This is a genomic window from Micromonospora sp. L31, assembly GCF_052068075.1.
Lineage (GTDB): Bacteria > Actinomycetota > Actinomycetes > Mycobacteriales > Micromonosporaceae > Micromonospora > Micromonospora purpureochromogenes.
Window position 1 is genome coordinate 464621 of the sequence record NZ_JBQHDC010000001.1, and the last position, 25123, is coordinate 489743.

The 25123-nt window shown below is 72.1% G+C and carries 22 protein-coding genes and 1 tRNA gene; 16 read left to right on the plus strand and 7 right to left on the minus strand.

Annotated features, from left to right (window positions below; all coding sequences use genetic code 11):
- The first annotated feature begins 100 nt into the window (after nt 1–100).
- From ACTMS9_RS02285 to topA, 6 genes are all read left to right on the plus strand, one after another.
- On the plus strand, nt 101–457 hold the full coding sequence (locus ACTMS9_RS02285) for an STAS domain-containing protein (RefSeq protein WP_088959229.1): 357 nt from the start codon (nt 101–103) through the stop codon (nt 455–457).
- Nucleotides 454–891 carry an ATP-binding protein gene (locus ACTMS9_RS02290; RefSeq protein ID WP_441142994.1) on the plus strand — a complete coding sequence of 146 codons (438 nt, stop codon included), beginning with the start codon at nt 454–456 and terminating at the stop codon, nt 889–891. Before ACTMS9_RS02285 ends, ACTMS9_RS02290 begins: the two co-directional genes overlap by 4 nt.
- A 319-nt stretch (nt 892–1210) precedes the next feature.
- Nucleotides 1211–3562: a sodium-translocating pyrophosphatase gene (locus tag ACTMS9_RS02295; RefSeq protein ID WP_441163993.1), complete on the plus strand. Its 2352-nt coding sequence runs from the start codon at nt 1211–1213 to the stop codon at nt 3560–3562.
- 114 nt (nt 3563–3676) lie between these two features.
- Entirely contained in the window at nt 3677–4219 is a 543-nt protein-coding gene (locus ACTMS9_RS02300; RefSeq protein WP_210776160.1) for a hypothetical protein, read from the plus strand.
- Nucleotides 4210–4827: a hypothetical protein gene (locus ACTMS9_RS02305; protein ID WP_441163994.1), complete on the plus strand. Its 618-nt coding sequence runs from the start codon at nt 4210–4212 to the stop codon at nt 4825–4827. Before ACTMS9_RS02300 ends, ACTMS9_RS02305 begins: the two co-directional genes overlap by 10 nt.
- Nucleotides 4828–5257: 430 nt before the next feature.
- Nucleotides 5258–8083, plus strand: a complete 2826-nt coding sequence (topA, locus tag ACTMS9_RS02310; protein WP_441163995.1) for a type I DNA topoisomerase — start codon at nt 5258–5260, stop codon at nt 8081–8083.
- Nucleotides 8084–8118: 35 nt separating this feature from the next.
- Here topA and ACTMS9_RS02315 read toward each other — a convergent pair whose 3' ends face one another.
- Nucleotides 8119–9423, minus strand: a complete 1305-nt coding sequence (locus ACTMS9_RS02315; protein ID WP_441163996.1) for a D-arabinono-1,4-lactone oxidase — start codon at nt 9421–9423, stop codon at nt 8119–8121.
- Between the two features lie 227 nt (nt 9424–9650).
- On the opposite strand from ACTMS9_RS02315, the gene ACTMS9_RS02320 reads away from it, so the two are divergent.
- Complete coding sequence (locus ACTMS9_RS02320; protein WP_238448734.1) at nt 9651–10223, plus strand: TetR family transcriptional regulator; 573 nt, start codon at nt 9651–9653, stop codon at nt 10221–10223.
- A 23-nt stretch (nt 10224–10246) separates the two neighbouring features.
- Here ACTMS9_RS02320 and ACTMS9_RS02325 read toward each other — a convergent pair whose 3' ends face one another.
- Nucleotides 10247–11455, minus strand: coding sequence for an alanine racemase (locus tag ACTMS9_RS02325; protein ID WP_441163997.1), 1209 nt, complete (start codon nt 11453–11455; stop codon nt 10247–10249).
- 288 nt (nt 11456–11743) lie between these two features.
- Here ACTMS9_RS02325 and tmk point away from each other — a divergent pair, with 288 nt between their 5' ends.
- The 6 genes from tmk (at nt 11744) to ACTMS9_RS02355 (ending at nt 17593) form a co-directional block, all read left to right on the plus strand.
- On the plus strand, nt 11744–13843 hold the full coding sequence (gene tmk, locus ACTMS9_RS02330; RefSeq protein ID WP_441164422.1) for a dTMP kinase: 2100 nt from the start codon (nt 11744–11746) through the stop codon (nt 13841–13843).
- On the plus strand, nt 13843–15084 hold the full coding sequence (locus ACTMS9_RS02335) for a DNA polymerase III subunit delta' (protein ID WP_441142573.1): 1242 nt from the start codon (nt 13843–13845) through the stop codon (nt 15082–15084). Before tmk ends, ACTMS9_RS02335 begins: the two co-directional genes overlap by 1 nt.
- A gap of 109 nt (nt 15085–15193) precedes the next feature.
- Nucleotides 15194–15520, plus strand: coding sequence for a YbaB/EbfC family nucleoid-associated protein (locus tag ACTMS9_RS02340; protein WP_154940248.1), 327 nt, complete (start codon nt 15194–15196; stop codon nt 15518–15520).
- A gap of 1 nt (nt 15521) precedes the next feature.
- Nucleotides 15522–15827 (plus strand): hypothetical protein, encoded by a 306-nt coding sequence (locus ACTMS9_RS02345; protein ID WP_357922958.1) that lies wholly within the window; start codon nt 15522–15524, stop codon nt 15825–15827.
- Nucleotides 15827–16492 carry a hypothetical protein gene (locus tag ACTMS9_RS02350; RefSeq protein WP_441163998.1) on the plus strand — a complete coding sequence of 222 codons (666 nt, stop codon included), beginning with the start codon at nt 15827–15829 and terminating at the stop codon, nt 16490–16492. The genes ACTMS9_RS02345 and ACTMS9_RS02350 overlap by 1 nt, the downstream gene beginning before the upstream one ends.
- 261 nt (nt 16493–16753) lie before the next feature.
- Nucleotides 16754–17593, plus strand: coding sequence for a PSP1 domain-containing protein (locus tag ACTMS9_RS02355; protein ID WP_441142578.1), 840 nt, complete (start codon nt 16754–16756; stop codon nt 17591–17593).
- 106 nt (nt 17594–17699) lie between these two features.
- On the opposite strand, the gene ACTMS9_RS02360 is transcribed toward ACTMS9_RS02355, so the two are convergent.
- A complete protein-coding gene (locus tag ACTMS9_RS02360; protein ID WP_441142580.1) occupies nt 17700–19439 on the minus strand; it encodes a metallophosphoesterase family protein in 1740 nt (579 codons plus the stop codon).
- A 132-nt stretch (nt 19440–19571) separates the two neighbouring features.
- Here ACTMS9_RS02360 and ACTMS9_RS02365 point away from each other — a divergent pair.
- Nucleotides 19572–19645: transfer RNA gene (locus ACTMS9_RS02365), tRNA-Thr, on the plus strand.
- A gap of 17 nt (nt 19646–19662) precedes the next feature.
- Here the strand turns inward: ACTMS9_RS02365 and ACTMS9_RS02370 are convergent.
- Nucleotides 19663–20250, minus strand: a complete 588-nt coding sequence (locus tag ACTMS9_RS02370) for a tyrosine-type recombinase/integrase (protein WP_441142582.1) — start codon at nt 20248–20250, stop codon at nt 19663–19665.
- 667 nt (nt 20251–20917) lie between these two features.
- On the opposite strand from ACTMS9_RS02370, the gene ACTMS9_RS02375 reads away from it, so the two are divergent.
- The gene (locus ACTMS9_RS02375) at nt 20918–21373 is read left to right on the plus strand and encodes a VOC family protein (RefSeq protein ID WP_441142584.1); all 456 of its coding nucleotides are present in this window, start codon (nt 20918–20920) and stop codon (nt 21371–21373) included.
- Nucleotides 21374–21661: 288 nt separating this feature from the next.
- Here ACTMS9_RS02375 and ACTMS9_RS02380 read toward each other — a convergent pair whose 3' ends face one another.
- On the minus strand, nt 21662–21847 hold the full coding sequence (locus ACTMS9_RS02380) for a hypothetical protein (RefSeq protein WP_441142586.1): 186 nt from the start codon (nt 21845–21847) through the stop codon (nt 21662–21664).
- 304 nt (nt 21848–22151) lie between these two features.
- Between ACTMS9_RS02380 and ACTMS9_RS02385 the strand changes: the two genes are divergently transcribed.
- The gene (locus ACTMS9_RS02385) at nt 22152–23207 is read left to right on the plus strand and encodes an IS110 family transposase (protein ID WP_441163999.1); all 1056 of its coding nucleotides are present in this window, start codon (nt 22152–22154) and stop codon (nt 23205–23207) included.
- Nucleotides 23208–23373: 166 nt separating this feature from the next.
- Here the strand turns inward: ACTMS9_RS02385 and ACTMS9_RS02390 are convergent, their stop codons facing one another.
- Together ACTMS9_RS02390 and ACTMS9_RS02395 are read right to left on the minus strand one after the other, a co-directional pair.
- Entirely contained in the window at nt 23374–24084 is a 711-nt protein-coding gene (locus ACTMS9_RS02390; RefSeq protein WP_441149541.1) for a hypothetical protein, read from the minus strand.
- A gap of 62 nt (nt 24085–24146) precedes the next feature.
- Nucleotides 24147–24470: a hypothetical protein gene (locus tag ACTMS9_RS02395; RefSeq protein WP_167999487.1), complete on the minus strand. Its 324-nt coding sequence runs from the start codon at nt 24468–24470 to the stop codon at nt 24147–24149.
- Between the last annotated feature and the right edge of the window lie 653 nt (nt 24471–25123).

Below are 25123 nucleotides of genomic sequence, written 5' to 3' on the forward strand. Positions count from 1 at the left end.
CGGGCGTGGGTAAGAGGAAGCCTCCGCCGGTGACCAGAGGCCGTCGTGGCGGGGATGGTTAGATGCCCAGGAGAGTTTACGGCTCTCGGAGGAGGGACTGATGGAGCTGTCGCTGGCGACCCGCACCGTGGGGGAGCACACGGTGCTCGAGGTCGGCGGTGAGGTGGACGTCTATACCGCCCCCCGCCTGCGCGAACGGCTTCTCGAGCTGATCGACGGTGGCTCCCGGCGGGTGGTCGTGGACCTCGGCCGGGTGGACTTCCTCGACTCGACCGGTCTCGGCGTGCTGGTCGGCGCCCTCAAGCGGCTCCGCTCGGCCGGTGGCTCCTTCGCCCTGGTCTGCGACAAGGAGCCGCTGCTCAAGATCTTCCGGATCACCGCCCTGGACCAGGTGTTCCCGCTGCACCCCACGGTCGAGGCGGCGATCGCGGCGGACCCCACCGGCGCCGGCGCGTGATGGCGACGGTCCGACTCTCCTTCTCGCCGGCTCCGGTGCACGTGCGCACCGCCCGTCTGGTCGGCGTCGCGGTGGCCCGCCGGGCCGGGGTGCGCGAGAACCTGCTCGACGAGGTGCGGCTGGCCATCGGTGAGGCGTGCACCCGCGCGGTCGCGTTGCACCGGCAGTACGGGCTGCCCGACCCGGTGCTGGTGGAGATGTCCGACTCCGGGGCGTACTCGGTGCGGGTGGTGGACCGGGCGCCGATCGAGGCCGGCATCGGGCTGGCCGCGTTGAACGCCGACGACCTGGCCAACGAGGCGCTGACCGACGAGGCGCTGACCACCGGCGTCGGCTTCGCCCTGCTTGCCGGTTTCGTGGAGGATCTCCAGGTTCGTCCGGTCGACGAGGGCGTCGGCACCGAGGTCCGGATGGTGTGGCCGGTCGGCCGCTGACCTGCGCACTCTGCGTCTACGAGGCCGCGACCCTTCGGGGTCGCGGCCTCGACGTGCTGATGGCCTCCTATATCAGATTTTTCCTCATAACACAGTTACGAAGATCATCCGGACACGGTGTCCCCCGGATGTGACCTCCAACACTGCGCGGGGCTACAGTACCGGGGTTGTCAGCAAGTGCTCCTTCCCGCAACCAGCGGGTATGTGCGTTCATCGCTGGTCCGGTGGGGTGGGTTGGCGCGCCTGCGCAACCGCATCCAGGCGTCGGGTCAGTGCGTCCGCTGGCCGGCGCGACAGTGTTCGGTACAGGAGGACATAGATGTCCGGGACCTTGGCCGCCGAAGGCGGCGCGCTGTCCCTTTCCGGAGGAAACCTGACGTACGTCGTCATCGCCGCGGTGATCGCGCTGGTGGCACTCGTCTTCGCCGCCGCCTTGACCAAGGCCGTGCTGGCAGCCGGTAAGGGCACCACCAACATGCAGGAGATCTCCGGAGCGGTACAGGAGGGCGCCTCCGCCTACCTGCTCCGGCAGTTCAGGACGCTGGCGATCTTCGTCGTCGTCGCCGTCGTGCTCCTCTTCCTGCTCCCGGTGCACGACACCGACGGCAGCGAGCTGGCGGTGAAGCTCGGCCGGTCGGCGTTCTTCGTGGTCGGTGCCCTGTTCAGCGCGTCCATCGGTGGCGCCGGCATGTGGCTGGCCACCCGCGCCAACCTGCGGGTCGCCGCGGCGGCCCGCGAGGCGCAGGGCGGGCGCGAGGCCGCCATGAAGATCGCCTTCCGCACCGGCGGCGTGGTCGGCTTCCTCACCGTCGGGCTCGGCCTCTTCGGCGCCGCGATGGTCGTCCTGCTCTTCAAGGGCGACGCGCCGACGGTGCTGGAGGGCTTCGGCTTCGGCGCCGCCCTGCTGGCCATGTTCATGCGGGTCGGCGGCGGCATCTTCACCAAGGCCGCTGACGTCGGCGCCGACCTGGTCGGCAAGGTCGAGCAGGGCATCCCGGAGGACGACCCGCGCAACGCGGCCACCATCGCCGACAACGTGGGCGACAACGTCGGCGACTGCGCCGGCATGGCCGCCGACCTGTTCGAGTCGTACGCGGTGACCCTGGTCGCGGCGCTGATCCTGGGTCGCGCCGCGTTCGGCGAGGACGGCCTGGTCTTCCCGCTGATCATCTCCACCATCGGTGTCCTCGTCGCGATCATCGGCGTCTTCATCACCCGGCTGCGCGTCTCGGACCGCAACGGCCTGACCGCGATCAACCGGGCCTTCTACCTCTCCGCGGTGATCTCGGCGGTGCTGGTGGCGATCGCCGCCTTCGCCTACCTGCCGGCGACCTTCGCCGAGCTGGAGGGCGGGCTGACCGACGTCGACCAGAACCCCCGGATCGTCGCCATCGGCGCGGTCGTCATCGGCATCGTGCTGGCCGCCGCCATCCAGGCGCTGACCGGCTACTTCACCGAGACCAACCGGCGCCCGGTGCAGGACATCGGCAAGAGCTCGCAGACCGGCGCGGCCACCGTCATCCTCGCCGGCATCAGCGTCGGCCTGGAGTCGGCGGTCTACTCGGCGCTGCTGATCGCCGCCGGCGTCTTCGGGGCGTTCCTGCTCGGCGGCAGCTCCATCACGCTCTCGCTGTTCGCGGTCGCGCTGGCCGGCACCGGCCTGCTCACCACCGTCGGCGTGATCGTCGCGATGGACACCTTCGGCCCGATCTCCGACAACGCGCAGGGCGTGGCGGAGATGTCCGGCGACATCGACGAGAACGGCGCCCGGATCCTCACCGAGCTGGACGCGGTGGGCAACACCACCAAGGCGATCACCAAGGGCATCGCGATCGCCACGGCGGTGCTCGCCGCGACCGCGCTGTTCGGCTCGTACACCGACACCCTGCGCACCGCGTACGCCGACGCCGGGGTCGGGGACGTCGGCACCGAGATCCTCAACTCGCTGAACGTGTCCAACCCGCGCAACCTGGTCGGTCTGATCATCGGCGCGGCGGTGGTCTTCCTCTTCTCCGGGCTGGCCATCAACGCGGTCTCCCGCTCGGCCGGCGCCGTGGTGATGGAGGTCCGCCGGCAGTTCCGTGAACTGCCCGGGATCATGGACCGCACCCAGCGCCCCGAGTACGGCAAGGTCGTCGACATCTGCACCCGGGACGCGCAGCGCGAGCTGATGACCCCCGGTCTGCTGGCCATCCTCGCGCCGATCGCGGTCGGCTTCGGCCTCGGGCCCGGCGCGCTGGCGGCGTACCTGGCCGGGGCGATCGGTGCCGGCACGCTGATGGCGGTCTTCCTGGCCAACTCCGGTGGCGCCTGGGACAACGCCAAGAAGCTGGTCGAGGACGGCGCGTACGGCGGCAAGGGCTCCGAGGCGCACGCCGCGACGGTCATCGGCGACACCGTCGGCGACCCGTTCAAGGACACCGCCGGCCCGGCGATCAACCCGCTGATCAAGGTGATGAACCTGGTCTCGCTGCTGATCGCGCCGGCCGTGGTGGCGTGGAGCGTCGGCGACGACCGCAACACCCCGCTGCGGGTGACGATCGCGCTGGTCGCGACCCTGATCGTGGTGGCCGCGGTGGTGTTCAGCAAGCGCAAGGGCGTGGCGATGGACTCCTCCGACGACGGCTCCGGGGCGGGCAGCCCGGAGCGGGCGGAGACGGTCAACGCCTGAGGCGACGGTGGGTTCCCGGTCGGCCGACCGCCGGCCGGGAACCCGTCCGCCGCGCCCCGAGGGCGGCAAACCTGAGCGGTGGCGCATCGCCGCGGAGGCCGTACGCTGCAACGCATGCGAACGTGCCGGGCGGCAGCCGCCGGAAAGCTCACGGTGGTCCTGGCCACGCTCGTGCTCGCCGTCGCCGCCTGCGGCGGTGGGCCCACCCCGCGCGCCTGGGCCGCCTCGGTCTGCGAGGCGCTCACCCCCTGGCGGGCCGAGATCAGCAAGCTGACCAGCAGCACCGACCAGCAGATGACCGCGCAGACCACCCCGGCGCAGGCCAAGGAGAACCTGGTCCGGCTCTTCGCCGGTGCGGCGGACGCCAGCGAGACCGCCCGGCGCAGGGTCGCCGACGCCGGTGTGCCGGAGACCGAGCACGGCGAGGAGATCTCCAAGGGGTTCCAGACCACCCTGGAGAAGGTCCGGGACGCGTACGGCCGGGCCCGCGACACCATCGATGGGCTCGGCACCGGCGAGGCGACCACCTTCTACGACGGCGTCAAGGCCACGGTCGAGACGCTCACCAGGGATTACGACGCGAGCGCGCTGGACACCAGCCGGCTCAACGATCAAGAGCTCAAACAGGCCTTCGCCGAGGTTCCGGAGTGTCGCTGACCCCTCCCGACTCACCCCCCGAACCGGTGCGCCAGCTCTCGCTGTTCGGCACCGAGGCGGCGGACCCGTCCGTCGCCGATCTGGCCGGCCTGCTCGCCGGCCCCGGTGAGGTGGGCCGGATGGGGCGTACCGCCCGACTGTCGATCGTGGTCGACGCCGCCTGGCGGGTGCACGTGCTCGTCGCCGAGCTGGGGTTGCGGGGGCTGGCCGCGAGCTGGGAGGCGACCGAGGACCAGCGCTACGCCGTGCGCACCTCGTACGCGCGGACCCTCGCGCCGCTGGCGACGGCCTGGCTGACCGACGCGGGCCGCAAGCGCCCGCCCGCGCATTTCCATCTCAACGGTCGGCGGTTGCGGCTCTGGCTGGCCGCCGCCGGCCGGTCCGACCCCGCGGGGTTCCTGCTCGGGCTCGGCCCGGGTGACCAGGAGTGGTGGCCGACGGTGCGGGCGGCGCTCGCCGCCGTGGGCCTGCCGACGGCGGTGTCGGAGCCCGACGACGGCGCGCCGGCCTTCCGGATCGCCGGCCGTCGGCGGCTGACCCGGCTGGCCGAGCTGGTCGGCGAGCGGCCGTCGGCCACCCCGCCGGAGGCCTGGCCGACCCCGACCTGACGGCCGGCTCAAACACGGTGTGCAAGATCGACTCCAGGCCGGCGAGGTGGCGGCAGCAGGGCCATCGGGACACCGCCGTCTCGCCGTAACGGAGTCGATCACGCCGGGTCGGGCGGGCGCGGCGACGAGGTGTCCGATCGGGGACAGCCGGGCGGCGTCTCGGCCGGTAAAACGGCTCGGCGACCCTCGGCCGAGGGTCCGCCATCGTCACAGTGGCCCGCCTCCGGCCCTACCCACGGTGTACGGTGGCGCCGTCCGGCCCGTGAAGCCCGCGCGGCGCCGTGGCGCCCGCCGCGCGGAGGCTGTTTGCCGCCCGCGAAACCCGAAACCCCGGCGGCGCGTTACGTTGGACATCCGGACCGCCGGTGGTCCGGTGGGGTGCAACAGGGCCCGAATCGGGCATTGAGCAGGAGTGAGGTCGGGGAGAGACGTGCCGAGCAACGCTGGAACCACCCGTCTGGTCATCGTCGAGTCACCGGCGAAGGCCAAGACGATCTCGGGCTACCTCGGCCCGGGATACGTCGTGGAGGCCAGCTTCGGCCACGTCCGGGACCTCCCGCGCAACGCCGCCGACGTGCCCGCCAAGTACAAGGGCGAGGCGTGGGCCCGGCTCGGGGTGGACGTCGACAACGGCTTCCAGGCCCTCTACGTCGTCTCCGCCGACCGTAAGCAGCAGATCAGCAAGCTGGTGAAGCTGGCCAAGGAAGTCGACGAGATCTTCCTGGCGACGGACGAGGACCGCGAGGGCGAGGCGATCGCCTGGCACCTGGTGGAGACGCTCAAGCCCAAGGTGCCGGTCAAGCGGATGGTCTTCCACGAGATCACCAAGCCGGCGATCCAGGCGGCGGTGGCGAACCCCCGCGAGATCGACCGCGACCTGGTCGACGCCCAGGAGGCGCGCCGCATCCTCGACCGGCTGTACGGCTACGAGGTCTCGCCGGTGCTGTGGAAGAAGGTCATGCCGAAGCTCTCGGCGGGCCGGGTGCAGTCCGTGGCGACTCGGATCGTGGTCGAGCGGGAGCGCCAGCGGATGGCCTTCCGCACCGCCGAGTACTGGGACATCCTGGCCACCCTGGCCGTGGCGAACGCCGGCGAGGGCCCGCGCACCTTCAACGCCACCCTGGTCGCGCTGAACGGCGACCGGATCGCCACCGGCAAGGACTTCGAGCCGACCACGGGTCGGGTCCGGGCCGGCGCCGGCGTCGTGCACCTCGACGAGGGCGGCGCCCGGGGCCTGGCGGCCCGCCTCGACGGGCGGCCGTTCACCGTCACCCGGGTCGAGGAGAAGCCCTACCGCCGCCGCCCGTACGCGCCGTTCATCACCTCCACGCTTCAGCAGGAGGCGGCCCGCAAGCTGCGGTTGTCGTCGCAGCAGACGATGCGCACCGCGCAGCGCCTCTACGAGAACGGCTACATCACCTACATGCGTACCGACTCGGTGAACCTGTCGGAGACCGCCATCTCGGCGGCCCGCCGGCAGATCGTCGAGCTGTACGGCGAGCGCAGCGTGCCGCCGGAGCCGCGCCGCTACACCGGCAAGGTGAAGAACGCGCAGGAGGCGCACGAGGCGATCCGCCCGGCGGGGGACAACTTCCGCACCCCGGGCGAGGTGGCCAAGGAGCTGTCGGCCGAGGAGTTCAAGCTCTACGAGCTGATCTGGCGGCGCACCATCGCCTCGCAGATGACCGACGCCGTCGGCTCCAGCGTCTCGGTGCGCATCCGCGCCGTCTCCTCCGCCCAGGAGGAGGCCGACTTCGGCGCGACCGGCAAGACCATCACCGACCCGGGCTTCCTGCGGGCGTACGTCGAGTCGAGCGACGACGAGAACGCCGAGGCCGAGGACGCCGAGCGCCGGCTGCCCACCCTGGTCAAGGACCAGCCGCTGACCGCCGACGAGCTGGCCGCGCAGGGCCACCACACCCAGCCGCCGTCGCGCTACACCGAGGCGTCGCTGGTCAAGGCGCTGGAGGAGCTGGGCATCGGCCGCCCGTCGACGTACGCGTCGATCATGCAGACCATCCAGGACCGCGGGTACGTCTTCAAGCGCGGCCAGGCGATGATCCCGTCCTTCCTGGCGTTCGCGGTGATCGGGCTGCTGGAGCGGCACTACCCGCGCCTGATCGACTACGACTTCACCGCCAGCATGGAGAACGAGCTGGACGAGATCGCCGGCGGTGAGCACGCGGCGGTCGACTTCCTCACCTCCTTCTACTTCGGCAGCGCCAACGGCGCCGGCGACCAGGCCATCGCCCACGCCGGCGGGCTGAAGAAGCTGGTCACCGAGAACATCACCGACATCGACGCGCGCAGCGTCAACTCGATCCCGCTCTTCACCGACGACGAGGGCCGCGAGGTCGTCGTCCGGGTCGGCCGGTTCGGGCCGTACCTGCAGCGGGCGGTGCCGGGCGAGCAGCCCGCGCCGAAGGCGGAGGGCGAGGAGGGCGGCGCCCCGGGCGACCGGGCACCGATCCCCGAGGGGCTGGCGCCCGACGAGCTGACCCCGGAGAAGGTGCACGAGCTGTTCCTCGGCGGCGGGGGCGAGCGCAAGCTCGGCGACGACCCGGCCACCGGCGAGCCGATCCTGCTCAAGTCCGGCCGGTTCGGCCCGTACGTGGCCAGCGGCGAGCGGAAGTCCTCGCTGCTGCGCTCGCAGACGCCGGACTCGCTCACCCTCGACGAGGCGTTGAAGCTGCTCAGCCTGCCCCGGCTGATCGGCGTGGCCCCCGACGGGGTCGAGGTCTTCGCCAACAACGGCCGCTACGGCCCGTACGTCAAGCGCGGTGACGAGTTCCGTTCGCTGGACTCGGAAGACAAGATGTTCACCGTCACGCTGGACGAGGCGCTGGCCCTGCTGGCCGCCCCCAAGACCCGCCAGCGTCGCGCCGCCGCGCCGCCGCTGCGGGAGATGGGCGTCGACCCGCTGACCGAGAAGCCGCTGGTCATCAAGGACGGCCGGTTCGGGCCGTACGTGACCGACGGGGAGTTCAACGCGTCGCTGCGCCGGGGCCAGACCCCGGAGGAGCTGACCATCGAGCAGGCCTCCGAGATGCTGGCCGAGAAGCGGGCGAAGGGTCCGGCGCCGAAGAAGAAGGCGGCCGCCAAGAAGGCCCCGGCCAAGAAGGCGACGGCGGCGAAGAAGACCGCCGCGGCCAAGTCCACCGCGGCCAAGAAGACCACCACCGCCAAGGCGACGGCGGCCAAGAAGGCCCCGGCGAAGAAGGCCGCCCCGAAGAAGGCGGCCAGCACCGCCGAGTGACGCAGCCCCGGGCGCCTCGGCGCCCGGGGGAGCACTCAGCCGAGGATCCGGTCCAGGTGCGGGTTGGTGAAGAGCCGGTCGGGGTCCAGGCGGTCGCGGACCGCCAGGAAGTCGGCGAAGCGGGGGTACGCCGTGGCGAGTGACGCCGCGTCCCGGTAGTGCAGCTTGCCCCAGTGCGGCCGGCCGCCGAGGTCGGTCGCCACCTCCTCGAAGGCCCGGAAGTACGGCTCGTACGGCATGCCGACGTACTGGTGGATCGCCACGTACGCGGACTCCCGGCCGTAGCCGTGCGACAGCCAGATGTCGTCGGCGGCGGTGAACCGCACCTCGACCGGGAAGAGCACCTTGAACGGCAGCCCGTCGACGATCCGCCGGAGCGCGTCCAGCGCGGTCGGCAGGGCGGCGCGCGGCAGGGCGTACTCCATCTCGACGAAGCGGACCCGGCGCGGGGTGCAGAAGACCGTGTCGGAGCGGCCGGTGTAGGTGCGTTCGGTGAGCGCCCGGGCGGAGACCGCGCTGATGGTCGGGGCCAGCGCCGGCACGGCGCGGCCCAGCCGGCAGGCCCCGGCGAAGACGGTGTTGGCGAGGAAGTCGTCGTCGAGCCAGCCGCGCCACCGGGGCAGCGGCCGGTCGTCGGCGGGCACCCGGTCGTTGGTCTTGACCTGCACCCGCGCGGTGTACGGGAACCAGTAGAACTCGACGTGGTCGTGCGCGTCGATCAGTGTCGGCAGCTCGGCGAGCACCGAGTCCAGCGGCGCCGGGCGCTCGTGGGCGCGCAGCACGAAGGCATCGACACAGCGCAGGGTCACCTCGACCAGCACGCCGAGTGCGCCCAGCCCGACCCGGGCGGCGGCGAAGACGTCCGGCTGCTCGTCGGCGGAGCAGCGCAGCACCTCGCCGGTGCCGGTGACCAGGGTCAGCGCCGTGACGAAGGTGGACAGGCAGCCGTATCCTGCTCCGGTGCCGTGGGTGCCGGTGGAGATCGCGCCGGCGACGGTCTGGGCGTCGATGTCGCCGAGGTTGGGCAGCGCGAGCCCGTGCCGGGCGAGCAGCGCGTTGAGCGTGTGCAGGGTCATCCCGGCGGGCACGGTGACCAGGCGTCGGTCCCGGTCGACCCGGACGTCGGTCGCCAGGCTGGTCAACTCGATCCGCCGACCGTCGGCCACGGCGATCGGGGTGAACGAGTGGCCGCTGCCGACCACCCGGATGCGAACACCCGCGGCCGCGGCGTCCCGGACGGCCTCGGTGACGGCGTCCAGCGTGGCGGGGCGCAGGATGGCGGTGGCGGTGCTGTGCTGGTTGCCGGCCCAGTTGGACCATGCGGTGGCGGTACCGGCCATCGGCGCGCTCCTCGACATGAATATGAACTGACTTCATATCAGGAACGTTGTTCCTGGTAAATACCGCAATCGAGGTCCGCTCGTTGTACCGGTAGTCACGGACTCGTGACAACCAGATAGTTTCTTCCGTCGAAGGGGGGTGGCGCCGAGTGTCCACACCAGCCGCCACGACCGGGCCGCTGCGCCGCGTTCCGGTGCAGGGTCGAAGTGTCGCGCGGGTCCAGCGGATGTTGGACGCCTGTGCCGAACTCGTCGACGAAGTGGGGTACGAGGGACTGACCACCACGCTGCTCGCCGAACGTGCCGAGGTGGCGATCGGGTCGGTCTACCAGTTCTTTCCGGACAAGCGGGCGATCGTGCAGGCGCTGACCCTGCGCACGATGGAGTCCTACCTGCAGCGGCTCGACGAGCGGTTCGCCTCGGACGACCTGACCCACTGGTGGGACGGTGTCGACGCGGGGATCGACGAGTACATCACGATGCACCGGACGGTCCCGGGGTTCCGTACCCTGCACTTCGGCGACGTGGTCGACCTGCACCTGCTCGATGAGCAGCGGGACAACAACGGCGTGATCGCCGACCAGTTGGCCCGGGTGCTGACCGAGCGGTTCGGCATGACCGACGAACCGCGGCTGCGGTTCTGCCTGGAGATCGCCGTCGAGGCCGCGGACGCCCTGATCAAGCTGGCGTTCCGCCGTAAGCCCGAGGGCGACGAGCGGGTCCTCGCCGAGGCCAAGGCGCTGATCCGCGAGTACCTGCACCGCCACGTGAACGCCACCGAGGCCGTCCAACCCGGCTGACGGTCCCGGCCGGGCGGCCCCGGTCAGAGGAAGGCGTGCCCCTCGCCGCGGTAGGTGGGCACGGTGGCGACCACCTCGTCACCGGAGACCAGGTGCAACTCGTTGACGTGCTCGCAGAGCTCGCCCGCCTTGGCGTGCCGGAACCACACCCGGTCGCCGACCCGCAGCCCGGCCGCCGCGGCGCCGGCCAGCGGGGTCTGCACCTCACCGGCTCCCTCCGTGCCGACCAGGCTCAGCCCGGCCGGGAGCCAGGGCCGGGGCAGCCGGCTCCGCTCGGCCGGGCCGGAGGCGATCCAGCCGCCGCCGAGCACCGTCGCCAGCTCCGGCGTCGGCCGGCGGACCACCGCGCAGGCGAAGAACGCCGCCGGGGTGGGCCGCCAGGCGCGGTACGCGTCGAACAGCGTCGGCCCGTACAGGCCCGATCCCGCGGTGACCTCGGTGACCGCGGGATCGGCGCTGGTGGCGGCAACGCTGCCGGTGCCGCCTCCGTTGACGAACTCCAGGTCGGCGTGTTCGCGTACCGCCGCGACCGCCGCGCCCCGGCGGGCCAGCAGTTCCCGGTACGACCCGCGCTGCGCCAGCCGGATCGCGGCGCCCATGACGGCCCGCCCCGGCGGCGCGTCGCCGAGGCCGGCGATCTGCGCCTCGTACGCCATCAGCCCGACCAGCCGGAAGCCCGGCCGGGCGGCGACGGCGGCGGCGAGCGCGCCGGCGGCCCGGGCGCTGTGCACCGGTGAGCGGCGCACGCCGACGTGCACCCGCCCGCCCAGCGGTCGCCAGGAGGCGTCCAGTTCGAGGCAGACCCGCAGCTCCGGCCGCCGGTCGGGGGCGCGGACCGCGTCGACCAGGTCGAGCTGCTCGGTGCCGTCGATCATCAGGGTGACCGCCGCGGCGAGCGCCGGGTCGGCGGCCAGCTCGGCGAGCGCCGCCCGCTCCGCTGTCGGATATGCGACCAGCGCGTCGTCGGTCACCCCGGAGCGGACCAGCCAGATCGCCTCGGACAGGGTGAACGCCATCACGCCGGCCCAGCCCGGCCGGCTCAGCGCCCGGGTGGTCAGCTCCCGGGAGCGGATCGACTTGCTGGCGGCGCGGACCGGCTTGCCGCCCGCCCGGTCGGCCAGCGCGGCGGCGTTGGCGTCGAAGGCCGTGAGGTCGACCACGGCGTACGGCGGGTCGAGGTGGGCGGTCGCCGAGTCGAGGCGCTCGCGCAGGGTGTCGCTGTCGATGGCCACGGGTGCACGCTAACTGTCCGGGATAGTAATGCGAAATACCCTCATGTACCGCCGGGCTGCGGTCGCTGGTCCTCGCGGCCTAGGCTCGGCGAGCAGGAGAATGTCGCCGGTGGGGAGGCCCCCCACCGGGACTAGAGTGTTGCACCGGGACTGCCCAGCGTTGGGCCGGCACGTGGAGGTACGGCCATCGAAAGCCAGAAGAACGGCGAGTCGCCCGGCGTGTCGACGCCCGGGGCGCAGTCCGGAGCAGCCCAGGCCGACCGGTCCGGCGCGGCCGCGATCCGCTCGGTGCTGCGCATCCGGCCGTTCCGTCGGCTCTGGATCGTGCTCGGCGCGGCCTCCTTCGGTGACTGGCTCGGCCTGCTCGCCACCTCCGTCTTCGCCGCCGCCCAGGTCTCCGGCAGCACCGCCAAGGGTGCCGCCTTCGGGACGCTGATCGCGGTCCGGCTGCTGCCGGCGCTGATCCTCGGGCCGGTGGCCGGCGTGCTCGCCGACCGCTTCGACCGGCGCTGGACGATGGTCATCTGCGACCTGCTGCGCTTCGTGCTCTTCGCCTCGATCCCGCTGCTCGCCCTTACCGGGGCCAGCGGTGCCGTGGTGGTCACCTGGGCGGCGGTCGCCACCTTCCTGATCGAGACCATCACCCTGCTCTGGATCCCGGCCAAGGAGGCCGCGGTCCCCAACCTGATCCCGCGCGCCCGGCTGGAGAGCGCCAACCAGCTCACGCTGATCACCACGTACGGGCTGACCCCGGTGGCCGCCGCCATCGCCCTGGCGGTGCTCGACCGCAGCGTCCGCGCGGCGACCGGCGGCGAGATGCCGGGCTGGGCCGAGCCCGCCCAGCTCGCCCTCTGGTTCAACTCCTTCTCCCGGCTGGCCACCGCGCTGGTGGTGGCCTTCGGCATCAAGGAGATCAGCCAGGCGCAGGCCGGCGAGCGGGAACGCACCGAGCAGAGCATGATGCGCCAGTTCACCGAGGGCTGGAAGTTCATCAAGCAGACCCCGCTGGTACGCGGCCTGGTGCTGGGCATCTTCGGCGCGTTCGCCGGCGGCGGCATCGTGATCGGCACGGCCAAGTTCTTCGCCGCCTCGCTCGGCGCCGGCGACGCCGCCTTCTACATGCTCTTCGGGGCGATCTTCATCGGCCTGGCCCTCGGCATCGGGCTCGGCCCGATGATCGTGCGGGACATGTCCCGCCGCCGCTGGTTCGGCATGAGCATCGTGCTGGCCAGCGCGTCCGTGCTGGTGCTCGCCTTCGCCATCCACCTGTCGATGGCCATGCTCGGCGCGATCCTGGTCGGCGCCGGGGCGGGGATGGCCTTCCTCGCCGGCACCACGCTGCTCGGCGGCGAGGTCGCCGACGAGGTACGCGGTCGGGTCTTCGCGGTGGTGCAGATCGGCACCCGGCTGGTGCTGATCCTGGCCATCGCGCTGAGCAGCCTCCTGGTCGGCGTCGGCGGCTCCCGCAAGCTCACCATCGCCGACCTCGGCGTCTCCGTCTCCTCCACCCGACTGCTGCTGCTCGCGGCCGGTGCCGCCGGCATCTTCGCCGGGATCAGCGCGTTCGGGCAGATGGACGACAAGAAGGGCGTGCCGGTCCTCGCCGACCTCTGGGGCTCGATCCGGGGTCGCCCGCTGATGCCCGCCGAGCCGTTCGTCTCCTCCGGCCTCTTCGTGGTCTTCGAGGGCGGCGAGGGCGCCGGCAAGTCCACCCAGCTCGACACGCTCGCCGAGCGGCTGCGCGGGCAGGGCCGGGACGTGGTGGTCACCCGCGAGCCGGGCGCCACCGGGGTGGGCGAGCGGATCCGGTCGCTGGTGCTCGACAACGCCGGCGCCGAGGCACCCTCGCCGCGCGCCGAGGCGCTGCTCTACGCCGCCGACCGGGCGCACCACGTCGCCACCGTGGTCCGTCCGGCGCTGGCCCGGGGCGCGGTGGTGATCAGCGACCGGTACGTCGACTCCTCCCTGGCCTACCAGGGCGCCGGCCGTACGCTGCCGGTCGAGGAGGTCTCCTGGCTCTCCTCGTGGGCCACCGGCGGGCTCAAGCCCGACCTGGTGGTGCTGCTCGACGTCGACCCGCGCACCGGCCTGTCCCGGGTGGAGTCCCGCAACCAGGGCACCGACCGGCTGGAGGCCGAGTCGCTCGCCTTCCACGAGCGGGTCCGGTACGCCTTCCTCGACCTCGCCGCCAACGACCCGAAGCGCTACCTGGTGCTGGACGCCGCCCGGCCGGCCGAGGAGATCGCCGCCCTGGTCGCCCGTCGGGTCGAGGAGTTCCTGGTGGACCCGGCCGCCATCGTGCACCCGCGCCCCGCCCACGGGCCGGACACCTCGGTGCAGCCCGAGTTATCCGACGCGGAGCTGGTGACGATGGAGCACCGGACCTGATGCCGGACGTCTTCGCCGACCTGGTCGGCCAGGACGAGGCGGTCGCCACCCTGCGCCACGCCGCCGCGGCGGCCGCCGCCGTGCTGCGCGCCGCCCACCCGGCCGCCGTCGGGTCGGGACAGGCCGAGGTCGAGGGACAGCCGGGGGTCGACCCGGGTGCGGGGATGACCCACGCCTGGATCTTCACCGGCCCGCCCGGCTCCGGCCGGTCGGTGGCCGCGCGCGCCTTCGCCGCCGCGTTGCAGTGCAAGTACGGCACCGGCTGCGGCGAGTGCCCCGGCTGCCACACCACGATGACCGGCACCCACGCCGACGTTCGCCTGGTGGTGCCCGAGGGGCTTTCCATCGGGGTCGGCGAGATGCGCGCGCTGGTGCTCCGGGCGGCCAGCACCCCGTCCGGCGGGCGCTGGCAGATCGTGATCATCGAGGACGCCGACCGGCTCACCGAGGCCGCCGGCAACGCCCTGCTCAAGGCGATCGAGGAGCCGCCGCCGCGGACCGTCTTCCTGCTCTGCGCCCCGTCCACCCACCCGGACGACGTGTCGGTGACCATCCGGTCGCGCTGCCGGGTCGTACCGCTGCGGCAGCCGCCGGCCGCCGCGGTGGCCGAGGTGCTGGTGCGCCGGGACGGCATCGCGCCCGACGTGGCGCAGTGGGCGGCGGCGGCCGCGCAGGGGCACGTCGGGCGGGCCCGGCGGCTGGCCCGCGACCCCGAGGCGCGGCAGCGCCGGGACGCGGTGCTGGCGGTGCCCCGCCGGCTGACCGGCGTCGGCGCCGCGCTCGACGCGGCGTCGGCCCTGATCGAGGCGGCCGAGGCGGAGGCCGAGGCGTCCGTGGCCGAGGCCGACGCGGCCGAACGGGCGGCGTTGCAGACCGCGCTCGGCGCGGGCGGCACCGGGCGGGGCGCGGCCGGCGCCATGCGCGGCGCCGCCGGGCAGCTCAAGGACCTGGAGAAGCGGCAGAAGTCCCGGGCCACCCGCGCCCAGCGGGACGCGCTGGACCGGGCCCTGGTCGACCTGGCCGGCTTCTACCGGGACGCGCTCACCATGGCGCTGCGTGCCCCGGTGGCCCCGGTGCACACCGACACCGCCGCGATGGCCGAGGCCGGCGCGCAGAAGTGGGACGCCGAGGGCGCGCTGCGGCGGTTGGAGGCCGTGCTGGAGTGCCGGGCGGCGATCGAGGCGAACGTCAAGCCCCGGATCGCGGTCGAGGCGATGATGCTCACCCTCTGGAAGGGATAGTTTCCGCTGTCCACAGGCATCGACAGGTGTCGCGGGCGTGCGGTACGGTCCGGTGTGCCGTGGTGACGGTGAGGGCACGCAGGGTGATGGTCGGCCGGGGGGAGAACCGATGCCGCGCGAGATCGACGAGGCGTGGATCGAGGAGGCGGTGCGGCGTTACCGCCGGATCGAGTCCCTCCAGGCCGAGTTCGACCAGGCGGTCGACACCGTCGAGGTCACCGTCCGCTCGCCGGACGGGCTGGTCGAGGTGGTGGTGACCGCCGGCGGCCGGATCACCGACGTCCGCTTTCTCGGGCCGCTGCACTCCCGCCACCCGCGCGACGTCGCCGGCTCGGTGCAGGCCGCCGTCACCGCCGCGGCGGACGCCGCGCAGTGGGCCCGGGAGAAGCTGCACAACGAGACCTTCGCGGCGTACCGGCCGCTGGCGGGGGCCTGAGATGGACGCGCTGCGCGCCCTCGCCGCCCGCCTGGAGGAGGCGAGCGACACGCTGGCCGTGCTCGCCCGCACGGTGACCGCCACCGACCCGGCCCACCCGGCGTTCGGCGCGGACGCTCCGGGCCGCCCCGGCGAGGTCGGCCGGGCGCTGCACCGGCAGTGGACCGCCGCCACCGGCGACCGGGCCCGGGAGGCGGGGGCGGCCGCCGCCCGGCTCGCCGCCGCGGCCGCCGCCGTCCGCAGCGCCGCCGACCGCTACGCCGGCACCGACGACACCGCCGGCCGGCGGCTGTTCGGGGAACGCTGATGGACGCCCTGGACCGGCTCGCCGAGCCCGGCCTGGAGCTGCTGCGCCGGGTCGACCACCTGCTCGCCGCCGGCGCTCCCGAGGGCCACCGGCTCTGGCCGCTGCTGCGCCGGATGCAGGTGCTGCCCGGCGACGCGCTGCACGCCTTCCTCGACCTGCACCCGGCGCCGCTGACGACCGCCGGGCACGCGGTGCGCCGGCTGGTCCGGGGGTACGACGACGCGTGCGCCGCCCTCACCGATCCGGGCCTGTGGTCCGGCCCGGCCGCCGCCGCGTACGACGAGGCCCGCTCGGCGCTGCTGCGCCACCTCGACGAGGGGCCGGAGAGCCTGGTCGGGCGGATCGAGTCGACCGCCGGGTACGCCGACGCGCTCGCCCACTGGGTGGAGGGCAGCCGGCTGGCGGTGGCCCGGGTCCTCGCCGAGGTGCTCGGCTCCACCGAGGCGGTACGCGTCCTCGCCGCGACCGCGCCCGGCGGCGACGCCGCCAGCGGCACCGGCGCGGCGGCGGAGATCGCCACCCGGGTGCTCGCGGTGCTCGGGGTGGCGTACGACGGGGCGGAGACGCTGCTGCGCCAGTGGTCGCCGAGCCTGGCCGAGTCGACCTGGCGGGCGTCGACCGGCGGCCCGGTCCGCTACGACAGCACCACCCGGGTGGGTCGCTGACCGGGTGGTCCACGGCGCCGCGCGCCGCCGCCCGGCCTGGACCGGGGCCCGGCGGCGGCGCCGTGGCCATTCCCTGCACCCCCCGCAGGTCTGCCTCCACTCAACGCCTCCACCCGGGCGTTTGTCCCGCCCCGGGGACCGATTCAGCCGTCCGGGCGAGGGGCAAGGGAACGAGTCGACGATCGTGGATGACTGCACGGGGTAACCAGGTGGCGACGGGTGGCCGGGCCGGCGCCGGTCGTCCGTCGTAGGGTGGACCGCATGGGCATGCTCTGCGCGGTCAGTTTCAACCGGTACGGGCGCCTCTACTATCTCGACCCGGGAGAGCTGCGGCCGCAGGTCGGCGACCGGGTGCTGGTCCCGACCGACGACGGGCCCGAGGTGGCCGAGTGCGTCTGGGCGGCGCAGTGGGTGTCGGAGGAGACCGACGGCTTCCCGAAGCTGGCCGGGCTGGCGCAGGAGGAGGACCTGCGCCGCGACGAGCTGCTGCGCCGGCGCAAGGCCGAGGCGAAGGTGGCCGCCAAGCGGCTGATCCGGGAGCACGGGCTGCCGATGAAGGTCGTCGCCGTGGACCACGTCCTGGGCGAGGGCGATGCCGGCGGCGACCGGACCACCGTCTACTTCACCGCCCCGCACCGGGTGGACTTCCGCTCACTGGTCCGCGACCTGGGCGCGACCCTGCAATGCCGGGTCGAGTTGCGGCAGCTCTCCGCCCGGGACTCGGCGCGGGTGCAGGGCGGCATCGGCTCCTGCGGTCGCGACCTGTGCTGCGCGACCTTCCTCAACGACTTCGAGCCGGTGACCATCCGGATGGCGAAGGACCAGGACCTGCCGCTCAACCCGCTGCGGATCTCCGGCGCCTGCGGCCGGCTGATGTGTTGCTTGAAGTACGAACATCCGCTGTACCAAAAATTCCAGGAGTCCGCCCCGCCGATCGGCAGCCGGGTCACCACGCCCGAGGGCGACGGCAAGGTGGTCGGCCACAGCGTCCCCCGGGACGCGGTCACGGTACGGCTGGACGCCGACGGCTCCCGCTGCTCCTGCTCTCGCGCCTCGGTCTGCGCCCCCCGCCAGGCCCACGACCAGCACTACTCGGCCTGACCACCCTCCCCGCGCCCGCCCTGCGCCCGGCGGGCCTCGGCCGTTGATCAAGAAGTTTGCGTCTGCCGGAGCCCGGATCGGGACGCAAACTTCTTGATCGACGCCGTCAGTCGAGGGTGACCGGGGGTTCGGCCAGGCGGGGGGTGAGGGTGGTCTTCGGGGTGAGCCAGGAGGCGGTGGGGGACTGGTCGGGGTTCAACTGCCAGTCCCGGGACACCCGGTCGACCGCGATCGGGTAGATGGTCAGCGACCCGTCGGGGTCGATCCGCATCCGCAGGAACGACTTGGAGTCCTCGATGCCCTGGCCGGCGAAGAGCTCGTTGACGTTCACCCCGAACGCCCCCGCCACCAGCAGGTACGCCGCCACCACCTGGCTGGACACCAGACCGATCACCGGGCCGTAGACGACCGCCGCCGCGGCCGCCGGCAGCGGCCAGGGCCAGTCGTAGAAGGGCAGCGCCAGCCAGGCCCAGGTGCCGGCGGCGGCGAGCCCCACCTGCGCCAGACCGTGGCTCACCCCGAGGATCCAGTGCCGGACGTGCCGTTTCCCGCCGGCGCTCGGTGGCTTGGCGAATAGGGCCGCCCCGAGCAGCGTCACGCCCAGCATGATCACCAATGGGACGCTGAACAGCCGCTGCTCGGTGCTGTCCGTCCGGTTCGCCGTCACCCCGGCCATGGCCAGCATGAGCAGCGTGTGCAGGGCCCCGAGCAGGGTGGTGAAACCCGGGTTGCGGAACGGCAGCCGGGGGAAGATCCCCCAGCCGTACCGCCGGGATCGGGCCGCGTCCGGGTAGCGGGCGACCAGGTCGTACGGGCGGGTGGCGCTGGCCCGGCGGGACAGGGTGTCCTTCGGCGGCACCTCGATCCGCTCCGGGAGCTTGTGCGTCGGGTACAGGTACGCCCCGCCGCCCCCGCAGGTGATCAGCTGCCGCTCCGGGCCGGCGTACCGGGCGTAGTGGTGCAGGTCGCCGGAGATGAGCAGCCGCACGTGCGCGCCGGTGGGGGCGAGGATCGTCCGGATGAAGTAGTCGATCGAGTCGTACGCGGTGGGGTGGTCGACGGACTTGACCCACGTCGGCGCCGGCACCGCCAGGATGACCATGCTCTGTGGGCCCAGCCGCCGGGCCACCTCATCGAAGTAGGCCAGCTGCGGGTCGTCCAGGTACGACCCGGACTGGTCGTCGAGGCCCAGCAGCCACCAGTCGGCCGGCAGCTCCACCGCGAAGTACGAGCGGGACTGCCCGGTGCCCCAGCCGCCGAAATGCCGGTCCCGGGAGCGGACGAACAGGCGCAGGAAGGCGGTCAGGCCGTCGTACCAGTCGTGGTTGCCAGGCACGGCGAAGAGCGTCGGCCGCTCGGGCGGCGCCACCGGCAGCGCGGCCTGGTACGGCCCCTTGCACCGGTCCTCGTACGCCTCGTACGCCGCCGACGGGTAGACCTGGTCGCCCCCCATCACCAGGGTTTGGGCGCGGGGCAGCCGGTGCCCGTCCACCTCCAACTCCCGCTGCGCGAGCAGGTACGCCACCGAGTAGGTGGCGTTGAAGCCGTCGCCCAGGTCGGCCACGTAGTCCAGCCAGAGCCCGCCGTCCGGCCCGACCTGCCGCGCGATCTTCGAATCCAGCGCGTTCTGCAGCTCCCGCTTGTCCAGGTACGCCCCGAAGAGCATCGCCAGCAGCGTCCGGATGCCGGTGCTGATCAGCAAAAACGGCGCCAGCCAGGGCACCGGCTTACGCGGGGTGAAACCCAGCTCCACCGGGTCGAGGCTGAGCGGCCGGCGGGCCGCCCGCTCGCCGGGGGCGTGCTCGGCGGGAACGTCGGACCCGGACGTGGGGTGATCGTCGGTCACCCGCCGGAGCGTAGCGCCGACCGGCCGCTACCGCTGTCCGGCGAACGACCGATCGCGTCCGATGTCCGGGTTCCCGGGTGGGGGAACCCCCTCGGCCGGTGGGCCGGCGGTGCCGTACACTTGACGATCGTTGCCGCCTTAGCTCAGTCGGCTAGAGCGACGCACTCGTAATGCGTAGGTCGACGGTTCGATTCCGTCAGGCGGCTCGGTACAGAAGCCCAGGTCAACGGCCTGGGCTTCGCCGTTTCCCAAGGTCGATCACGTCGCCGCTGGCGGGTCGAGTCCTTGAATAGTCCTTGTCCCGCTCGGCGAACGCCTCGTCCAGCCGGTTGGCGACGGCGTCCAGGTCGTCACCGAACAGCCCCGCGTATACGTCCAATGTCATCGACGCCGAGGCGTGCCCGAGCATCCGCTGCACCGCCTTGACGTTCGCGCCGGCTGCCACGGCCAGACTCGCCGCCGTGTGCCGCAGGTCGTGAGGCGTGAGCCCGGCCAGCCCCACCGAGGCCGCCGCCGGCCCGAAGACCCGCGTCCGGAAGTTCGTGTTGCGCAGCGGCCCGCCGTTCGGGGCGGTGAACACCAGCTCGTCGCGGCGCTTTCCGGCGACATGCGCGGCCAGCTCGTCGACGAGGAACCGCGGAATCGGCACGGACCGGCGCTGGTGGTTCTTCGGCGTGCCCTCCACCAGCTCCCCGCCAACCTCCGCGAACGCCACGGCCACCGTCACCCGACGCCGCAGCAGATCCAGCCGCGACACCCGCAGCGCGGATGCCTCACCCCACCGCAGCCCGGTGTAAGCCAGGAACCGCACCAGCAGCCCGTACCGCCGCACGCCTCCGCGAGCCTCGCCACCTGGTCGTGGTCAAGGCGGCCCGCAAGCGGGCCGCGCCGGCCCGGCCCCGGCCTGCTGGCGACCTTCGGCCGGCATCGGCCGGGCCGGCCGGCCACGCTGAGGGACGACAAGGACCAGAAGACCTCGGGGCTCCGCCCCGAACCCCGACCCTCCTCGGAGATCAGCTGGCGTGGATCTCCTCGCCGGGCACCACAAGGGCTACCAGCCTCCCTGGACGGTCTGCCGACTGCCCGACGAGGAGATCCACGCCTCCGCGATCGGCCTGCTTAGAGGTCGCGCATGTCACTCCGCCAGGTGCTTGTAGCGTGGACCGTAACGAAGCAGCGCTGTCCCGCCTGCTGGTCCGCAACCGAACCACTCGTCACCGGCAGCGGGCCACGGACCCTCGCGACGGAGATCCGCCAGCACAACCTCCGGATCCTCCGCGACGTGGCCCAATCGGGGGTAACGTCCGGCGGTAGGAACAGCGGCGGCAGTAGCCGCTCCCGCTCCTCGATCACAGGGGCGTTGATCCGGTCTTGGTGACTGATGGCCGGCGGGAGCCCGGGTGGCCCGGGGCCAGGACCAAAGGGTTCCCGCCGTCGGGACAAAACACCGCAGACAGGACAGGCAAGGAGTGGGTACGATGGACGTCAATCTTGAGGTGGTCACGATCCCGGTGTCGGATGTCGACAGGGCGCTGGAGTTCTACCGGGATCGCCTGGGCTGGCGACTGGACGCAGACATCAAGGTCAGCGACGACGTCCGCATCGTGCAACTGACCCCGACTGGTGACGGCCATACGTCCATCGCGTTCGGCAAAGGCCTGCCGATAGCCGCTCCACCGGGGTCGATGCGGCACCTAGAGCTAGTGACCTCCGACGTCGTGGCCACACGGGAGGAGCTGGCCCAGCGGGGCGTCGACGTCACCGAGGTCTACCACGGCCCCGGCGGCGCTTTCTGGCCCGAGGCGCGCCAACCCGGCCCCGACCCCGAACGTAATAGCTACAACTCGTTCGCCTCATTCCAGGACCCGGACGGAAACGGCTGGACGCTGCAGGAGGTCACTACCCGCATGCCGGGTCGCGAGGCCCGTTCGTGACATTACAAGCCTCGTCGTTGCTACACCACCTACCGCCTGCCTCCTGAGACGGGCCATCCACGGGCCACAAGCCGATGTCATCGGGGGCTACGTGAGGCCGCCTACGGCCGAGGCGAGCAGGAGAAGCGGCGCCACGTCGAAGCGATATTGTGCGATTCCCAAGCTGACAGTGCGGGTTCGATTCCCGTCACCCGCTCCGGCGTGAAGGCCCTGGCCAGGACACGAGTCCGAGTCAGGGCCTTCGATGTTCCGTAGCCAAGGACCAGGCCGCGTGCCATTGGCGTGCCATTAGCCTCGGTCATCCCTGGTGCCTTCCCGGTCCGCTGACCGCTTCTTGCCCTTCTTGGCGCCCGACTTCTTGCCCGGCTTGTCCTTGTTCTTGCCCTCGCCGCCGGCAGACTTCTTGGACGTCTTCCGGTCCGCGCGTAGCACCTCGTGCAGCGCGGTGGGTGAGTGGCTGAGGTGGGATGCCATCCCGCCCGCCACCGACCCAGGCAAGCCGAGCAGGCCAGGGCCAGGGTGTGTGGGTCGGCGGCATCAGTGAGGATGGTGAGGTGGGTCGCCGAGCTGGTCTGACTCACCGGCAGACCGACGGTTGCTGTCCTCATCCCGATTCGTCGGCCCGCTCGGTGGCCCCGACAGCTGCATGTCACCGGTCAGGCGTCGTGACCTGATAGGAGCCTGTGCGAGAGGCGCCCACCACTGTGTTGTCCGCATCGCCTGACCGGTGACGTGTCCACGGATCTCGACGCAGACGAGAAGGGCGGACCTCACCAGCATGGCAGCCAAGAAGCGATCTGTAATCGGTGGTGTCGACACTCACCGCGACATGCACCACGCTGGGATCATCGACAGCACGGGCGGGCTACTGGGCGACGCTGAGTTCCCGGCGACCACCGCCGGTTATGCGGATCTGCTGGCCTGGATGCGTTCCTTCGGACGGATCATGGCCGTGGGCGTGGAGGGCACCGGAAGCTACGGCGCAGGCCTGGCCCGTCATCTGACCAGCAAGAAGATCGCCGTCATAGAGGTGGACCGGCCAGACCGCCGTGCCCGCCGCCGCCAGGGCAAGTCCGACCCCATCGACGCCATCGCCGCCGCCCGCGCGACCCTCGCCGGCACCGCCATGGGCACTCCGAAGACCCGCACCGGACCAGTGGAGGCCATCCGCGCCCTCAGGGTCGCTCGTCGAGGAGCGGTCAAGGCCCGCACTGCCGCCTTGAATCAGATGCGCGGCCTGGTGGCCGCTGCCCCCGAACCTCTGCGAGCCCACCTGACCAGGGTCAGCGCCGCCGTGCTGGTCAGCCGATGCAGGGCACTGGCCTACGACCCTGCAAGACTCCACGAGCCGGAGCACGCCACCGCGGCAGCCTTGGTCGGGCTCGCCCGACGAGTCACCGCCCTCACCGACGAGATCGCCCTCCTCGACCGGCAGGTGACACCCATCGTCCAGAAAGCGGCACCCCGCACCAGCGCCCTGTTCGGCGTCGGCCCCGAGGTCGCCGCCCAGCTGCTCACCACCGCCGGCGACAACCCCAACCGACTCCAATCCGAAGCGGCCCTGGCCCACCTCTGCGGAGCAGCACCCATCCCCGCCAGCTCCGGACGGGTACGCCGCCACCGCCTTCACCGAGGAGGCGACCGCGGCGCCAACCACGCCCTACACACCATCGCTCTCTGCCGCCTGCGCTACGACCAACGCACCCGCGCCTACCAGCAACGACGCATCACCGAAGGCCTCAGCAAACAAGAGATCCTCCGCTGCCTCAAGCGCTACATCGTCCGCGACGTCTACACCGCCCTACGCGCCGACTTCGCCGCTCTCACCCCTTGACCTCCATAGGAGCATCAGTGTGAGGTCGGGCGTCACCCGGTCCACAGCAAGGCCGCTGCCCGCGTAGATGAAGAAGACTGGCAATCCCCTGAAACCGTAGAGACGTCAGTATGGTGATCTTGAAGGTTTTTTGGATCTTGGTTGGGGTCTGGGGCCACCCGGCGCGTTAGCCCAGCGGATAGACGTTGGCGGCGTCCACGGCGGCCTCGCCGGACGAGGTGACCCGCCAGCGGCCCGCGTGACGCTCGATGAGCCCGTGCGCGGCCAGCGCGTGTAGCCAGGCGCGTTGATGCCCCTCGGCGACGACGCCGGCCGGCGGCTCGAGTATTTCGGCGCCGCGGGCGATCGACCGGAGCAGGCTGCGCAGCCCCGCCCGGCGGGCGCTCCGGTAGTACTCAAGCTCCTCGGCGGCTGCTGGGAGCGTCTCGGCCGCCGCGCCGAGCGTCTCGGCCGTCCCCGACGGCTGCACGGGGAGGAACACCGCGAGGACGGGCCGGCCGTAGGGCTGTTCCGGCAGACGAGCGGTGTAGATGCTGAGGGCGAGGAAGCGGGCGCCGGACGGGACAGGTATGTTGGTGGACCTGTCACCGGTGGTGATCGGTTCGTCCGTGCTGAAGCCGCCAGTGGAGAATCCGTAGAAATAGTCGGTTCCGAGATCGTCTTCGAGGAATGCCTGCCAGGCGTAGCTCCGGCGGCCGTGCTCCCGGAGCTCGGCCACGCTGAAGCCAGGGCATGCCCGGTAGCGCAGCACCACACGGTCGGCGCCCAGTTCCAGCGTGTCGAGTTGGAGGGTGCGGCCGGGCAGGACTGCGGCGCTGTCGATGGCGACCGGCAGCGTCCGTGGTCCCTGGTGCGACTGGTTGGGGTTTTGCCACATTGAGTCCACCTAGCTCCCACTGGATTCGGCATTGGGCGGGCCGCTTCGACGCCGGAAGCCGCCTATGCTGCGATCTTCCGATCCCGCCGACGCCGCGCGAGCTGTACGACTAGCAGAACCGCCGAGCCAACGGCGACCGCCATCGCCAGCAAGGTAGTCCCGAAATCAGGACCGTACAGCGCGAGCAGGATCGTCCCCTGATGCTCCGTCTCGATCAGGCACCCGGCGTCCGTCATCGTGCTCCCGGTCCACCCGGACACGCCCGCGCCGTTCTCCAGGCATCCTCGCGCACGGGCGAGATCGTGCAGACCCCAACCGGCGAGGGTTACGCCGGCCAGCATCAGCCCGGCCAGAAGGGCGGCGGCAAGAGTCTGAGCGCGAGACATGTACACATCATGTCTAATGCGCCCAGGCTCGTTTTTCCAAGGTGCCGGGCTGGCTGACGTCCGTCGTCGCCAGGCTGATCCAAGACCCGGAGCATCGTGGGCGACTCGCCACCGACGAGCCCGCGAGCACCTCGACCCCTGTTTAAGTTCGTAGACCCCGATTAGCGGGCCGGCCAAGGTCTCCAGAAGAGGCTGTGTGGGCGTCGGAAGCGTCAGCGGAAAGTCAGCGAGAGCCCTGACACTGGTTGATAGCCGCTAGCAACGGGCGATGGGCGCTGGGCATGGGCGACTGGCGTTGCCATCAGTCGCCTACGCTCAGCGCCCGCTACTCGCCTTTGCAATTCGGTGGTCGGCGATCGCTTCCGGCCGGCGGTCGGGGCAAGCACCCGGCGTGCCATTAGCGTGCCATTGGGCGAGGACACCAGGGGCCAGCCGAGGCCACGCGAGACTGCCGAGACCAGGCCGCCAAGCCCGTGGCCCGCCGGAGATCGACAATTCCCAAGCTGACAGTCTGGGAGCCAGGCGTGGGAGCCACCGGGGCGGACTGGACCGGACGGGGCGGGACCGATCGAGTTGCCGAGCGCTTGAGGACCAGGACCAGGCGGACGACATCGGACGGCCTAGACATGGTCTTGGGAATCTACGGATCAGAT